The sequence below is a fragment of the Sphingomonas sp. AP28 genome (genome assembly GCF_056680455.1).
In genome coordinates, this window is sequence record NZ_JBWXQI010000004.1 from 156360 (window position 1) to 171153 (window position 14794).

Annotated in this window: 15 protein-coding genes; 6 read left to right on the forward strand and 9 right to left on the reverse strand. The window is 62.6% G+C overall.

The annotated features are described in order from the left end of the window. Positions 1–98 precede the first annotated feature (98 nt). Complete coding sequence (locus AC1MH0_RS23035; RefSeq protein ID WP_480966382.1) at positions 99–614, forward strand: serine acetyltransferase; 516 nt, start codon at positions 99–101, stop codon at positions 612–614. After that, positions 611–1864: a glycosyltransferase family 4 protein gene (locus AC1MH0_RS23040; RefSeq protein ID WP_480966383.1), complete on the forward strand. Its 1254-nt coding sequence runs from the start codon at positions 611–613 to the stop codon at positions 1862–1864. Before AC1MH0_RS23035 ends, AC1MH0_RS23040 begins: the two co-directional genes overlap by 4 nt. Here AC1MH0_RS23040 and AC1MH0_RS23045 read toward each other — a convergent pair. The 3 genes from AC1MH0_RS23045 to AC1MH0_RS23055 are packed head-to-tail and all read right to left on the reverse strand — an operon-like array spanning position 1861 to position 5106. Beyond that, positions 1861–3084: a glycosyltransferase family 2 protein gene (locus AC1MH0_RS23045; RefSeq protein WP_480966384.1), complete on the reverse strand. Its 1224-nt coding sequence runs from the start codon at positions 3082–3084 to the stop codon at positions 1861–1863. The two genes, AC1MH0_RS23040 and AC1MH0_RS23045, sit on opposite strands and share 4 nt — an antisense overlap. Further along, on the reverse strand, positions 3081–4184 hold the full coding sequence (locus tag AC1MH0_RS23050; protein ID WP_480966385.1) for a glycosyltransferase family 4 protein: 1104 nt from the start codon (positions 4182–4184) through the stop codon (positions 3081–3083). The genes AC1MH0_RS23045 and AC1MH0_RS23050 overlap by 4 nt, the downstream gene beginning before the upstream one ends. Before the next feature lie 19 nt (positions 4185–4203). Next, entirely contained in the window at positions 4204–5106 is a 903-nt protein-coding gene (locus tag AC1MH0_RS23055; RefSeq protein ID WP_480966386.1) for an EpsD family peptidyl-prolyl cis-trans isomerase, read from the reverse strand. A gap of 25 nt (positions 5107–5131) precedes the next feature. Here AC1MH0_RS23055 and AC1MH0_RS23060 point away from each other — a divergent pair, with 25 nt between their 5' ends. Next, entirely contained in the window at positions 5132–5380 is a 249-nt protein-coding gene (locus AC1MH0_RS23060) for an XrtV sorting system accessory protein (protein ID WP_480966387.1), read from the forward strand. 13 nt (positions 5381–5393) lie between these two features. Here AC1MH0_RS23060 and epsI read toward each other — a convergent pair whose 3' ends face one another. After that, positions 5394–6083 carry an exosortase-associated protein EpsI, V-type gene (epsI, locus tag AC1MH0_RS23065; protein WP_480966388.1) on the reverse strand — a complete coding sequence of 230 codons (690 nt, stop codon included), beginning with the start codon at positions 6081–6083 and terminating at the stop codon, positions 5394–5396. Then, positions 6080–6961 carry an exosortase V gene (gene xrtV, locus AC1MH0_RS23070; protein WP_480966389.1) on the reverse strand — a complete coding sequence of 294 codons (882 nt, stop codon included), beginning with the start codon at positions 6959–6961 and terminating at the stop codon, positions 6080–6082. Before xrtV ends, epsI begins: the two co-directional genes overlap by 4 nt. A 188-nt stretch (positions 6962–7149) precedes the next feature. Between xrtV and AC1MH0_RS23075 the strand changes: the two genes are divergently transcribed. The 3 genes from AC1MH0_RS23075 to AC1MH0_RS23085 all read left to right on the forward strand — a co-directional run bounded on the left by AC1MH0_RS23075 (position 7150) and on the right by AC1MH0_RS23085 (position 11002). After that, the gene (locus AC1MH0_RS23075) at positions 7150–8415 is read left to right on the forward strand and encodes a DUF1996 domain-containing protein (RefSeq protein WP_480966390.1); all 1266 of its coding nucleotides are present in this window, start codon (positions 7150–7152) and stop codon (positions 8413–8415) included. Between the two features lie 65 nt (positions 8416–8480). Next, the gene (locus AC1MH0_RS23080) at positions 8481–9434 is read left to right on the forward strand and encodes a UDP-glucuronic acid decarboxylase family protein (protein WP_480966391.1); all 954 of its coding nucleotides are present in this window, start codon (positions 8481–8483) and stop codon (positions 9432–9434) included. 182 nt (positions 9435–9616) lie between these two features. Next, complete coding sequence (locus AC1MH0_RS23085; RefSeq protein ID WP_480966392.1) at positions 9617–11002, forward strand: sugar transferase; 1386 nt, start codon at positions 9617–9619, stop codon at positions 11000–11002. 61 nt (positions 11003–11063) lie between these two features. Here the strand turns inward: AC1MH0_RS23085 and AC1MH0_RS23090 are convergent, their stop codons facing one another. From AC1MH0_RS23090 to AC1MH0_RS23105, 4 genes are all read right to left on the reverse strand, one after another. Then, positions 11064–11576, reverse strand: coding sequence for a CAP domain-containing protein (locus AC1MH0_RS23090; protein WP_480966393.1), 513 nt, complete (start codon positions 11574–11576; stop codon positions 11064–11066). Positions 11577–11661: 85 nt separating this feature from the next. Continuing rightward, on the reverse strand, positions 11662–12291 hold the full coding sequence (locus tag AC1MH0_RS23095) for a L,D-transpeptidase family protein (protein ID WP_480966394.1): 630 nt from the start codon (positions 12289–12291) through the stop codon (positions 11662–11664). Positions 12292–12295: 4 nt separating this feature from the next. After that, a complete protein-coding gene (locus AC1MH0_RS23100) occupies positions 12296–13189 on the reverse strand; it encodes a PEPxxWA-CTERM sorting domain-containing protein (RefSeq protein ID WP_480966395.1) in 894 nt (297 codons plus the stop codon). Positions 13190–13945: 756 nt separating this feature from the next. After that, positions 13946–14587 (reverse strand): PEPxxWA-CTERM sorting domain-containing protein, encoded by a 642-nt coding sequence (locus AC1MH0_RS23105; RefSeq protein ID WP_480966396.1) that lies wholly within the window; start codon positions 14585–14587, stop codon positions 13946–13948. Between the last annotated feature and the right edge of the window lie 207 nt (positions 14588–14794).

The window sequence follows — 14794 nt, forward strand, 5'->3', positions numbered from 1 at the left end:
ATTACCTTCTTCACGCCTGATGCCCTAGAGGTTAGACCTGCTCGGCATAGCCCGAAGTGTCAGTTCCATACGGGAGTTTCGGGAGCTTGGGGCGGGCGATGAGCGATTCGGATTGGAAAGCGGATGTGGCGCGGGTCGGTGGGCGCCGCGCCATGATGCGCGAACAGTCCTTATGGGCGATCCGAGTGTATCGTTTCGGCCGGTCGATCGACCGGCGCGCGCCGGGACCGGTCAGGGCGATACTGCTCAAATTCTATTGGCTGTCGTTCCGGTTCGTCGAGACACTGACCGGGATCAGCTTACCCAAGGATGCGGTGTTCGGCCCCGGCATCCGCATCTGGCATTTCGGCGGCATCTTCGTCCATCCCGACACGCGGGTCGGGATGGGGTGTACGCTGCGGCAGGGGGTGACGCTGGGCAATCGCGAACCGGCGGGACCGTGTCCTATCCTTGGCGACAATGTCGAGCTAGGGGCCTATGCACAGGTGCTTGGCGGTGTGTCGATCGGCGACAATTGCCGGATCGGCGCGATGGCGGTCGTCCTCCATGATGTGCCCGACGGTGCCTCGGCGGTAGGTAATCCGGCACGCATTGTGTGGCCCACTGCGTCATGAGCGACCATTCGCCCGGCCCCGATCGTCATCGCATCGCCTATCTCATCAACCAGTATCCCAAGATCAGCCATACTTTCATCCGCAATGAAATCGCCGCACTCGAACAGAACGGGTTCGACGTACTGCGCATTGCGATCCGCGGATGGGACGCTGAGCTGCTTGACCCTGCGGACGTCGCCGAACAGGCGGCGACCGCCTATGTCCTGCGCACCGGGTTACGCGAATCGGTTAAGGCGGCGCTCAAGACACTGCTGTCGAGCCCGATTAGGACGCTTAAGGCGTTGTGGCGGACCGTGCGCCTGAGCATCGGCAGCGACCGGTCGCTGCCCTATCACCTAACGTACCTCGCCGAAGCCTGCTTGGTGCGGCAATGGACCGAGCGGCACGGCTCGCGGCACGTCCATGCGCATTTCGGCACCAATGCAGCCGAGGTGGCGATGCTCGTTAATGAGCTTGGCGGTCCGCTGTTCAGCTTCACCGTCCACGGGCCGGAGGAATTTGACAAGCCGTACCAGCTCAAGCTGCGCGAGAAGATCCGCGCGGCGTCGTTCGTCGTCGGGGTGTCGTCGTTCGGGCGCAGCCAGCTCTACCGCTATGCCGAGGCCGATGATTGGCAGAAGATTCACGTCGTCCATTGCGGGCTGGGCGACGATTACCTCGGTGCCGGGGCGGCCGGTTTTACCGACGCGCCGACGCTCGTCTGTGTCGGCCGACTCTGCGAACAAAAGGGGCAACTGGTCCTCGTTCGGGCGTGCGGCATCCTGGCGGCGCGCGGGGTTGATTTCCGCGTCGTACTCGTCGGCGACGGCGAAATGCGCGCCGAGGTCGAGCGCGAAATCGGCCGCGATGGCCGCCTCGGGAATCGCGTCACGATCAGCGGCTGGCGCAGTTCGGACGCGATCCGGGCAATTCTGACCAGTTCGAGGGGCCTCGTCCTGCCCAGCCTTGCCGAGGGCCTGCCGGTGGTCATCATGGAAGCGATGTCGCTGGGACGACCCGTTATCTCGACCTATATCGCGGGCATACCCGAACTGGTGCGCGACGGTAGCGAGGGCTTTCTGGTGTTCGCCTCAAGCGAAACCGACCTCGCCGACGCAATGGAAAAGCTGCTCACGCTCGAGGCGCCGCAGTTCGACGCGATGGCGGCGCGCGCACGCGCGCGGGTGGTCGAGCGCCATACTGCGATTACCGAGGCGGCGAAGCTGGGGCGCCTGTTCCGTAAGGCAATGGCCTTACCTGCAGGCGATTAGAGCGTATCGTCCCGAGACGCGTCGGCGTCGCCCGGGCGCTGCGTCCGCACCCAGCCGGTATCGCTCCCACCGCGCAGCAGGCTGCGGTAAAGCGGCAGCTTCGTGGCGATGTAGAGCGGTGTGCGCAACAGCGCCTTGCCGCTGATCTGTCCGCGTCCTTCCGCCAACCAAGCGGCGATCGTCGCAAGTCCTGCCGCCAGCGTCGCGCCCGTTACCAGCAGCGCAGGGATCATCGATGCGCCGAGCAGGATCAGCAGTGCCGTCGCCAGCACCGCCGCGCCTGCGGTCGCGAACAGCAACGCCAGCGGCGGTACGATCAGATGCAGTCCGAGCCACAGCCGGCTGCGCGACACGCTTGCGATCCCATGGCCGATCAGCGGCAGCGCCTGCGCGCGCGCAACCGACAGAAAACCACGTTCCCAGCGTTTGCGCTGGACCATCAGTGCGCCACCCGTCGCGGCATCGCTCCACACATGCACCGTTTCCTCTGCACGCGGCGGCTTGCCGCTGCGCGTCAGCCAGACGCCGAGCGCAAGATCCTCGGCAAGGTCGGCGCTGGCGAGCGGGGCAAGGGCGAACTGCTCCCAGGGGATCGCCATACCGGTTCCGGTCAGGGCCGCGACGCCGCCCAGCCGTACCATTCCCCGCTGACGGACCAGATTCTTGACGAGGAAGGCGAAGTTGGAGATCTGCGCGGTAGGCGCCGCGGCAAGATCAGGACGTTGCAGGTTACGTGCCTGTACTGCCTGACCGCTCGCGACCGCAGCGCAGGCGAGCGCGCCGACGCCGCGGCCGCCGACCGCGCAGTCTGCGTCAAGCACGACCACGCAGGCGGGCGGCGAGCCGCTCCGCGCCGTTCCCACGATCGCCTCGCGCCCGAATGCGAGCGCATAGCCTTTGCCGCGCTGCGCCGGATCGGTGCGTTCGACCACCTCGGCTCCCGCGGCGCGCGCGCGCGCCGCGGTGTCGTCGGTGCAATTGTCAGCTACAACGAGTAGCCGGATTGCAGGACCGCTTGCCAATCGCAGCGCCGCGATCGTTCCAGCAATCCCCGCGGCCTCGTCATGCGCGGGGATCAGCACGACGGTATCCGGCACCGCGCCCGATGCGTCCGACGCAGCGGGTGCGCACAGGCCAGCAACGACCTCGGCGGTGTACACCGCGAGCAGCACGGTCGGAGGCAGCGCCAGGACCGCTGCGACGACGTTGATTGCGTTCATCGCGCTATTGCGCCGATGAAGTCGCGATAAGCGCCGCCTACGCGATCCCAGCCGAAGCGTTCGGCGCGCTCGCGGCGCGCGGCCGACCTCCCAGTGGTCGTACCGTCAGGGCCGGTTTGCGCCGCCAGCGTCGCTGTGATTGCGCCCGCTACGGCTGTAACAGATTTCGTGTCGACCAGGGGTTCGTCATCGCCGACGATCCAGCGCAGCCGCGGCGTATCGTGGCCGACGACGGGCAGACCGCAAGCGATCGCCTCGACGAAGACGTTGCCGAATGATTCGAGCATGGATAGGTGAAGGAATACATCTGCGGACCGGTATAGCGCCGGGATGTCGGCGGGCGTGACGGTGAAGCGACTGAATCGGCCGGGCAGCAGCGTCGCGGCAAGCGCGTCGATCTCGCTACGTAGCCCGCCGTCGCCGGCAATGACGAGGTGCGCATCGGGCACCGCGGCAACCGCCCGGATCCCTTCATCGACGCGCTTGCTGGGTATGAGGGCGCTGACCATCAACACCACCGGCCGATCCGCCGGTAGGCCGAATCGCACCCGCTCCCCGGGGCCGGGCGAGAAGCGCGCCAGATCGATTCCGTTTGGGATTAGTGCCGAAGGCCAGCGCGCTTTATTGCGTTCGTAATAATCGGGGTTGGTGCACACAAGGCCGTCGCAGCCGAACCAGCGATATTCCGACGTCCGGGTCACCGCTGGCCAGTCGCCGTTCTGTGTAACAAAGACGTGCGCGGGTCGTTTGCCGCCCCAGCGTGGTCGCCGCAGCACCATGTTGGTGAACGGGAACGAGCAGGTAAGCGTCGCGTCGAAGGCTTCGGGGCGAAAGTGTCGCGCCAGCCCCGGCGCGAAGCTTGCCTCCTCATAAGCCGTGTCGCCGCGAAGCAGGGGCAGCGACGGCATCCGTTCGAACCGGGTGCGGTCGATCGCAGGAACGTGGCGGAAGGTGTAGGGGGTATCGGGCCGGGGCCCGCCGGCCCCCATCACCGTCACCGCATCGCCTGCCCGTGCGCAGTGCTCGGCGACCGCGAGCAGCGCAACCTCCGCCCCGCGGTCGAGGCGATGGAAACCGGGCAGGGCAAAAAGCAGGCGCATGCGGCCGGTCAGGACCTGATCACTTGGTTAACTTCGTCGGGGTCGCCGCTGCGGCGGGCTCGAACCCGGGCTGGTAAGTGATCTTGGCCTTGGCGCGGGCGTCCTTGAGGCGCTGCTGTATCACCGCTTCGAGCGCCTGCGCGCGCATCATCTGCACCGCTAGTGGTTGTGTCTGCGCAACTGGGAGCGGGGCTGCCTCGCGACCAACGATCACGCTCGCGACGACGCCCTGCGGGGTTGGTACGACGAATGGTTCACCCTGCGGGAGCGCGAGGACCTGTTGCAGCATAGGCGCAGGAATTTGCGCGGAGTCCACCTTACTGGTCCCGCGCGCGAATTTGATCCCCTTGCTGGTCAAGAATTGCTCCACCGCGTCAAGCGAGTGCATCTCCTTCAGATTGTTGATGATAGCCCCATCCGTGGTTGGCGGAAAGCGTAGCTGATCGAGCGTGTAGATCGTCCGCCCGGCGAAGCTGGTCGGATGATCGGCGATGAACTTGGTGATCGCCGCCTGGTCAGGAACACGTAGCGTGTCCTGCGCGCGCTTGGCGTAGAATTCGAGCAGCAGCGCTTGATTAAGCTGGCGCTGGCGTATCAGGAAATCGGGATCGCGATCCAGACCGGCCGCTTTGGCCTCCTGTTCGACGAGCCGCTTGTCGATCAGTTGCTGGGTGATGATGCCGCGAGCCTTTTCCTTCTCGGCGCCTTCGGGGATCTTGGCGTTGCCAAGTTCGGCGTTGACTTCCTGCAGCGTGATCTCGTCACCGTTGACAACGGCGGCGACCTGGCCGGTCGCCTTCTTCGAACAGCCGCTCAGCGCCATCGATAGCGCGAGGCAGGAAATCAAAAGGGGGGCATGGGATTTAGGGCGCATCGACGTTCCTCTGGAGGTGACGGACATTTCACGATAGAGCGGCCACATCACCTCAAAAAAAGGTTCTGTCGACGTGGAAACCGCTTATGACTGGATTACCTTGGGATTGTTCGGCGCACTGATCGTCCTGTTTTTGGAGCGGTCTTCGAAAGCCGAGCCGACCGACCACCTCTGGCAGTATATTGTTCCTGCCGTCGGGTGTGCGGCTGCCAATTACGCCGGAAATCATGGACAAACGATTATCGCGCTCCTGCTTATCGTCGGCGTGGTGGCCTATACCCATGTGGTGCTGAAGCCGCTCGAGCTCTGGCGCAGACGCTAGCCAGACCCGATCGTCACCCCTGTCCGATCATCAAGCGCCGTGCCATCGGAGGCGATGCCTCGACCAGTTGGGCAGCGAATGCGGCGAGATCGGCATGCGCGGCGGCCATGTCGGGTGCCAGCGTCGAGATCCTCACCAGCGCACCGTCGGGGATCATGCCGTCGAGATTGGCGCGGACCACCGCTATCCGCTGGTCAAGCCAACTCGTCGGGAAATGGTTGCCGATTCGGGTCCAGTACAGGATCTGTTCGGTACGGCTGATGCCGTCCGCCGAGAAGCTGTTGGCGTTAATCGAACCGCCGACGCCGTTCGGCACCTCGGTCATCTGCGTCGGTGAGATGCGATAGCCCCCTGCCGGATAGCAGACTTCGGGGCGGTGGACCTGCAGCATGCCGTCCTGCACGTTGCTATAGGCGACGAGCAGCATAATCGGCAGGCGATTGGGCGATGCGTAGCTACGTGTGACGAGACCGCTGTAGAGCGCGTCGGACAAGGCGTCAGGCGGTGGCAGCACAAGTCCCGAAGTGTCTTGGTACGTCCATCCGCCGATCCGCATCGGAATTAACCGGTCGAGCGTCTCCTTGCGTATCGGCTTGGCGATCGACTTAGGCTGGCGCGCGACCGCGGCTCCACCGATGCCGAGCAACGCTGTGCCGATCACCATGCTACGTCGGTTGATCAGTGGTGAGTAGGCGGATGTCATACCGTCCTCCGGGTGTTGAAGCGTCGCCAGATCGGTTCGATCGCACTGTCGAGGCCGAAGATCGTGAGCAGCGCGATCGAAAACATCGTCAGGCCAGCGAAATTGTGCAGGAACCCCTGTGCAGCGGCATCGCCGACATGGTAGGTCAGCAGGATCAGGATCAGCACACGCACGAAATTGGTGAAGACCGCCACGGGGAGGATGAGCAGCGTCAATAGCGCTGCGTAGCGCCAGTCAGCCTGGTGGCGGATGTAAACGTAGAATAGCGAAATTGACGTCAGCGCGACGATCGAGTTGAGCCCGGAGCACGCCGCGGCGACGAGCAACTGAAACTGGCCGACCTGAATCGACACCCCAGCACTGCCGATAGGATAGCCAAACTGGTAAAGCAACGCAACTGCACCGTGCGAGATCGTAGTTTTCAGTGATCCGGTTAATGCTGCTACCAGCGTATCGGGCAGCGGGAACATGAAAGCGAGATAAAGTAGTGGAAACCACAACCGCCGCATCGATTGCAGGCCGATGACGGCGTAGATTGTCGCCAGGACGACGCCGTACATGAGATAGCCCTGAATCTCCACAATCTGAGCAATGCGCGAGACCAGATAGAGCGGCAGCGTCACCGCCAGCGCGAGCGCGGCCATTATTGGGGGTGGCGGGGCCATCAGCGGGCGCGCTTCGGGCCACAGCCGCCACAGCAGCCACAGGCCGGTGCACAACACGATCGGACCATGCGCGCCCGACTCCGTACTCCAACTAACCTTGGCGACGAACGCCATTGTCGGCACGACCACGATCGCTAGGCCCGCCAGCAGCAGCAGGAGCGGGGCAAAAGCGCTTGTCGCGTCCTTACGGTTCACCATTGCCAAGGTCGCCATTAACGTTTTTTCCACACCCCGGTTTTACATCTCGACCGCGATATGATCGCGAACCCCATCCGATGCCTAGCATGTGCGTTGCCCCCGGCCAACCCAGTTGCGGGTACCGGCGGCCGTCCCATTTCAGTACCGCTCGATATGGCAGCTAGCCATTGCGATGCCTCCTTCGAATGCCTGGGGGTGTCGGTATGATGCCTGCGTTCCACGGGGTGACGATGGTCGCCGGCCGGCGGTTGAAGACGTCGCTCAGCCTGGTCGCAGCGCTAGCGCTGGTCGGTTGCGGCGGGGGCGAGGCGAGTAGCACGGCGGGTGCCATTGCCGTGGTACCCAGCGGTACAACGGCACCGGTGCCGTTGCCTACCCCAAGTCCAACGCCCAGCCCGACGCCGACGCCGGCCGCAAACGATACGATCGCGCCTACGCTCGCCGGCCTCGATCCGGTCGCGTCGAACGTTGATGTCAGCAGCTATTTGATGAAGGCATGGGGATCGGGCGACATCCCGGCGTCGGGCGTGCCGGACGTGGTCGGCGCGTTCCGCTTCATCTGTACGCCCTCGCACAACGCCTATGACGATCCGATCGTCTACCCCGGGCAGTCGGGCAAGTCGCATCTGCACACGTTCTTCGGCAACACCGGCACCAATGCCGCATCGACCTATCACAGCCTGCGCACAAGTGGCGAGAGCACCTGCAACAACCTGCTTAACCGGTCCGCCTACTGGATCCCGGCAATGATGACGCCGGCGGGCAAGGTGGTGATGCCCAATTACGTCAGCATCTATTACAAGCGGCGCCCGGATACCGATCCAGAATGTAAGCGCGAGGGCATCGCCTGTATCGCTCTGCCACGCGGGCTGCGTTACATCTTCGGCTATAATATGTCCAATCCCGCAGCGAGTTCTTGGACCGATTATATCTGCGATGGCAAGAACGCCGTGGCGGGTCCCTTTAGGACGATCCCCGAGGTGGCGAAGGGCTGCCCGGTCGGTGCCATGCTGGGCGCGCGCCTGACCGCACCGTCGTGCTGGAACGGGCGCGATCTCGACAGCGCGGATCACCGCTCTCACATGGCCTTCCCGAGCTACGGCGACTGGGGCTACGAGAAATGCCCATCAACCCATCCCTATGTGGTGCCGACTTTCTCGCTCTCGGCCTTCTACATGGTCGATGACAGCATCGATCGCAGCGGCGACAAGTCGCCGACCGCCAACACTTGGTATCTGTCGTCGGATCGAATGGCGGGGATGCCGTGGCAGACGCCGGGTTCCACCCTACATGCCGACTGGTTTGGTGCCTGGGAAGATTCGGTGATGAAGCTGTGGACCGAGCATTGTATCAATCTGCTGCTTAACTGCTCGGGTGGTGACCTTGGTAACGGCCAGCAGCTCAAGATGCTGACCGGCTACAATTGGGGGACGACGACGCAGCTCGTCGATGCGCCGCTCAAATCGTAACCCAATGCTTGCTTTGCCTGTTTCCCGCGGCCACGGGGAGGTGGTAATCAATAAGAGGTGGATCGATGGCACGTCAGTACGGCGTTCGTAAGCGAGTGATGGTGACCGGCGGGGCCGGATTCCTGGGCTCGCATCTGATCGACCGCTTGATCGAGCGGGGCGACGAGGTGCTGTGCCTCGACAATCTGTTCACCGGCACCAAGCAAAACATCGCTCATCTGCTCGGCCACGACAGGTTCGAGTTTATGCGTCACGACGTGACGATTCCGCTCTACGTCGAGGTCGATGAGATCTACAATCTCGCCTGTCCTGCCTCACCTATCCATTACCAGCACGATCCGGTCCAGACTACCAAGACCAGCGTACACGGCGCGATCAATATGCTTGGCCTTGCCAAACGAACCGGCGCGCGGATTTTCCAGGCGTCGACAAGCGAGGTCTACGGCGATCCCGCGGTCCATCCGCAGCGCGAGGATTACTGGGGACACGTCAACCCGATCGGGCCGCGTTCCTGCTACGACGAGGGCAAGCGCTGCGCCGAAACGCTGTTCTTCGACTATCGTCGCCAGCACGCACTCGGCATCAAGGTCGCGCGGATTTTCAATACGTACGGCCCGCGGATGCATCCGTCGGATGGCCGGGTGGTCTCGAACTTCATCGTCGCTGCGCTGAAGGGCAAACCGATCCCGATCTACGGCGACGGTTCGCAAACGCGCAGCTTCTGCTACGTCGACGATCTGGTCGAAGGCTTTCTGCGCCTAATGGACAGCGCGGACGAGATCACCGGACCGATCAACCTTGGCAACCCCGGCGAGTTCTCGATGCGCGAGTTGGCCGAAAAGGTAATCGCAATTACAGGCTCCAAGTCGGAGATCGAATACCTGCCGTTGCCGCAGGACGATCCGCGCCAGCGCCGACCTGATATCAGCCTGGCGCAGAGCATACTCGACTGGGCGCCTAAGATCGCGCTGGACGAGGGGCTCGAACGAACCGTCGCTTATTTCAGACAAATCGTGTAATCGGGCAGGCGACGTTACCTCGATTTCGGCTTTGGCCGCCCACAAAGTTTTACCGCATCGATCCTATTCAATCTAGTATAGTTTCAATTCGGCACAACGGATACGATCGTCATTGTAGGCAAAGTGTAGATGGCATTGTATCAATATTGCCTGCCGATGCGGCGTACGGGGAACTCCGGTTTATGACGGCCCAGACTGCGGTAAAGGCGGATGACCGTTGGGGGGGGCAGGGCGGCCGCGCTGATACCCAATCCGTCCGTGCGCTCCTGTATTTCGTGCTCGCGCTGCTTGACGTCACCGCTGTCATCGTCGCGTTCGCGATCTCGGATATCGTTCGACACGAGCGCATCTTGGATATGCAGTCGATCAGCTACTGGCTGATCGTACCCGTCTTCCTGGCGGTCAGCTTCTATGTGCGCGCTTATTCTTACAACACGCTGATCGCCCGCCATCTGAGTCTCTGGAAGGCGGTCACCGCCATGCTGGGTGCGACCGCGATCACGATCATGCTGCTGTTTGCGCTCAAGAACAGCGGCGACGTGTCGCGCGTTGCCTTCTTCGCAGGGACGTTGCTGAGCATTGTTGGGCTTGTCCTGATCCGGTTACCGCTGCCGTTGCTCATCGGGCGGTTAGGATCGCGTTTCTACCGCCGCGTGCTGATCGTCGATGGCGACTTTGCCGATCCGGTGCCGCCCGATCTTGAACGGATTAACGTGGCGGCACTCGGCATCCGGCCTGAGATCACCGATCCCCTGATGCTGCACCGCTTCTCGCAGATCGTCGCTGGCGCCGATCGGGTGACGGTGTCGTGCGCGGTAGAGGATCGCGAACGCTGGTCGCTATATCTCAAAAGCGTCGATTGCGACGGTGAACTGCTCGTCCCCGAACTGCGCAACATCGAGCCGCTTGGCAGTTCGCTTGATCCCGGCCTTGTCGGGGTGCGGGTGTCGTTGGGACGGATGGACATGCGCAACAGCTTGGTGAAACGCGGGTTCGACCTGTCGATCGCGCTCATTGCACTGATTATGCTGTCGGCGGCGATGCTGGTCACCGCAGTTGCGATCAAGCTCGAAAGCTCCGGCCCTGTGCTATTTCGCCAGCAGCGGATGGGCCGCGCCAATCGCCTGTTCGAGGTGCTCAAGTTCCGCAGCATGTACGTCGATCAGGGCGACCAGCACGGCGTCCGTTCGACCGCGCGCGGCGATCGCCGCATCACTCGCGTCGGTCGCATCATCCGCGCGACCAGCATCGACGAACTGCCGCAGCTGTTTAATGTCATCGGGGGCAGCATGAGCCTGGTCGGGCCTCGTCCGCATGCGCTCGGCTCGCGTGCTGGCGACGATCTGTTCTGGCAGATCGACCGGCGCTACTGGCTGCGGCACACGATCAAGCCGGGCCTTACCGGGCTGGCGCAGGTGCGCGGGTACCGCGGTGCGACCAACCATGCAGACGACCTCGTCAAGCGGCTTGAATGCGACATGGAATATCTGTCGCACTGGTCGCTTATGACCGACATCACGATCCTAGCGCGGACGTTGTTCGTGCTGTTGCACCGCAACGCCTACTAATCGCTTCAAACAAGGTCCCGGCAAAGCGCGCGGTGACTGACACCGGTACTTCTATTAGCGCTCAGAACGGCACTTCGCCTTCGTAATTCCCCGCCTCGCTGTACCGGCAGACAAGCACGTCATCGCGCCCGCCGCGGCTCAAAGCGCAGCCAACCGAATGCGTCGCGCGCCACATCAGCTGCGTGTAATGGCCGACATCGCCGACCCGCCCGGTCGTGCTGTTGGCGGGAAAGCGGCCTGCGCGGAAGAAGCGTTGTTCGCGAGCCCAGGCATCGACCATTGCTTCCGGGGTGTAGCGCCCGGCGGTACCCGCCCACAGATTTTCACCCTCGGGCGCCGCAACGTTTTCGGGGGCGTGCTGAAAGGTACCGGTAGTCGCAAGCCGATCCGCCCAGACCCGCGCCGACCGGGCCAGCGCAGGGTCCCAGGTCAGCGGCGGGATGCCCAAGCGGCTTCGCTCGACATTGTGTCGCGATACGATGCGTGATTCAAATCCGTCGTAGGCGCCCATCAGCAGCGGGGTGACTGCGCATGCCAGCAGCACGCCGAACCAGTGTCGTCCGTTAGAGCGCATCGGGGTCTCATCCTTCGCCTTTCCGAAGGGAGATCATGCCGACTAGTCCTGACCGCGCGGTTAGAAAGCGTGGTAAGGGCGTTCTTTAGGACGAATTGGTGACGGGAAGTACAATGACGGCATCGCCGCGCCGGGCGACGGCGAACAACCTGCCCGCGAAATCGGCGGGAACCCCGATACAGCCATGCGTCGCGCGACCGCGTTCGACCGCACTTGCATGAATCGCGACACCGTCGTCCGTCAGCCACAGCGTGAAGGGCATGTCGGCATCGTAAAGCGACGAATGGTGCATGCGCTCCTTGCCGAGCAGCGCGAAGGTGCCCGATGGCGTCTCCTTGCCGTCGGTGCCGTAAATGATGACCGCGGTGCCGATCTCATTCGCACCGCGGAACACCGACAACAGTTGCCGCGATAGATCGACTCTGATCCAGATCGGCCCCGTCCCAGGCGAAGGATCGTCCCACACCGACGCACCGAATGTCATACGCCGTGGTGGTGCGAGCATGCTCGCGATTAGCCGCCGGCTGCCATCAGGAGCGACGAAGACCGGGCGGTGACGAGGATCGAATCGAATCCGATTGTCGTGGGCTGAAGTCGACAGGTCGGCCGTGCCGCCCGCCAGGTTCGCAATCGGATCGGCCGGATCGGTACCGTCGTCACACGCAGCCAGCACCGCTAACCCGGCGAGCGCGAGCCACAGCCGTGGCGTCACCATCAGCCTAACGCGCGCCCGTTGGCGATCCCGCAAACATGGACAGGGGCTGCCGGCGACGCAGTGCGCCGCCCAACATCGCAAAGCCTAGAACCAACATCACCCAACTTGCCGGCTCGGGGACAGCGGTCGTAGGAACCTGGGGTGTGACCGGGTTAATGCTGTTGCCACCACCAACGCCACCACCACCCGAACCGGGTAGGACACCGTCAATACCAGACAGTCCACCAGTCCCTCCGGGACCTGTAATCGAAGCGGGATTCCCGAACCCGATCACGTCACCCGGTACGCTGCCCGGGACCAGGCCGCCAGCGTCTGGCACACCAGGAACCCCAACCAACGGCGACTGACCCGGGCCGACCGGGGTCGGCCGACGCCGAACCGACGTCAGCACTCGCTCGGTTGGTGATTCGGGTGCATAGCCGACCTTGGTGTTGAGCAGCCAACCATAGCGACGGCTGCCAGGCGAGCGCGCATCGAGCAAATTGTCGATATCGGCAGGCGGAACCGCGGGTATGGCGGCGTCGGCCGGTGATGCAGAGAAAAGGCTGCCCGGGACCATTGAGGTAGCGCCAATCCCGACGCAGGCGGTACCTGCCAGCATCAGCATCGACAGAACTGGCCTTCTGCGTACGCCACGCGTCGCTTTGCGAATATTCTTTCGTAAAGAACGCGGGTGCCTCAACATCGTTGTTAAACTCTTCGTAGTTGGAATAGTTGCGCCAGATGAACGATATTGTGGCAGGCGATTGATATATAGTTGGCAGGCATGAGTAACGCTGTAATCCAGCCTGACTTGTGACCGGTGCAGGCCGGGTTTGCACCAATCATAAGCTGCCTTGGCATGGCGGATTTTACGACGCAACCCACGCAATCCAGTGCCGTCGAGGCAATCCGACATGTTTGGGCGTTCCAGGTAATCCGCACGGCGGGACGGTTGGACAACGGTAATTCTTTCTTTATCTTGGACGAAATCGCAGCTCGCCGCATTTCCACTAATGGTACGTCAGCTCCGGCTGCAATTTTGCCTTGGCCATGTCAGCCCGCCCCAAGTCGGCCCTTTTAGCATCGCATGCTGATCGGCGAGACAATTGCCCATTGTGGCGGGTCGGCACAGGCCACGGCGACGAATCGCATTTGGCGACTGCTGGATGTGGACTCTCGACAACACCGAACATCGCCCGCATCTGACGGCGGGCGCGTACATAAGGCAGGGCTATTCGCGATGCCGGAGAGCTAATCTTATCGATTCCGCAGCTGACCCAGAGCGCGGTCTATATGATCACGTCTAGCGACGGCGAAGTCTGGTTCTTCTCGGACCCAGTGGAACGGCATACGGATTATATCAAGTTCGACCGTTCACGCTGATTTTCTGCAAAGATGGCATATTCCGACGCGCGGCCTGTAGATGCGGCGCTTGATTGGCCGACTGACCAACTGTTCAAAGGGCAAATCAGGCGATCGCATGATGCTCAAGCACGGCCCGCTCTCTCGTGCGGCAATGCGGATGATGATGGCGCCCGCACGTTAAGTCAGCACCCCGAACGCGTGCACTGCTTGCCATGCTTGCCGCGCAAGCCCGGACCGGTGGCACGTTTGTAGACACAAAAAAGCCGCCGTCCCCTCAGAACGGCGGCTTTTTCATTTCACTGAAGGATCAGGCAAACTTGACGTTCGTCGTAACCTTGGCGTTACGGCGACGCATCGCGAAGCCAACCATGCCGAAGCCAGCGAACATCAGCGCCCAGGTGGCGGGCTCTGGCACCGGTGCGGTGACCGAGAAGTTGGCAGCCTCGAAGGCATCGATCGTCGGCGCGTTACTGAACGACACCGAGTTGATAAGCGTACCGGCATTGGCGCGGAACTCGACATACTGCGAGAACAGCTGCGAACCCGTGACGCTCGGGAAGCCGAGACCGGCCGCGGTGAAAGTCTGCGTGCCAGCAGTGCTGTTGACTGTCAGCAGATTGTGGGTGTCGGGCGAGCCCCACAGGAAGTTGAGAAACGCGGTCGGCGCGAGGAAAGTCAACGTCGCAACGTTGCCCGAGGTCGGGCCAGCGGCGAGGAAGGTGCCGCCGAACACGGTGCCGGCCGGACGATCGGCAAACTGCTGATCGTTGTTATAGACAGTGCCACCCAGCAGGGTCGCGACCGGCGTGACACCGTTGAACAGGCCAGTGCTATTCAGCGTAAGCGGATTCGCGCCGGCGACGCCGAGCGAACCGGAAACCTGTGCGCTGGCAGGAGCGACCGCCATCACGGTCAGCATGGCCGCACCGGCCATCAGGAACTTCTTCATAAACATAACCCCTTTTGCGTAACGCGGCACCGACCGCGGTTTTGATTAACAAGGGGTTAAGCGTTTTTACGTTCGCAAGTAAAGCTGTTATTACTTGTCGGAGCCTTGCTCTGAAGCAGGTGTGCCATTTTGTAACAAGTTAACAAATAGTGACCCATTAGACCGTCGTGATCGCGTAACCGATCCTGCCTTTGCCGTGCGCGCAGG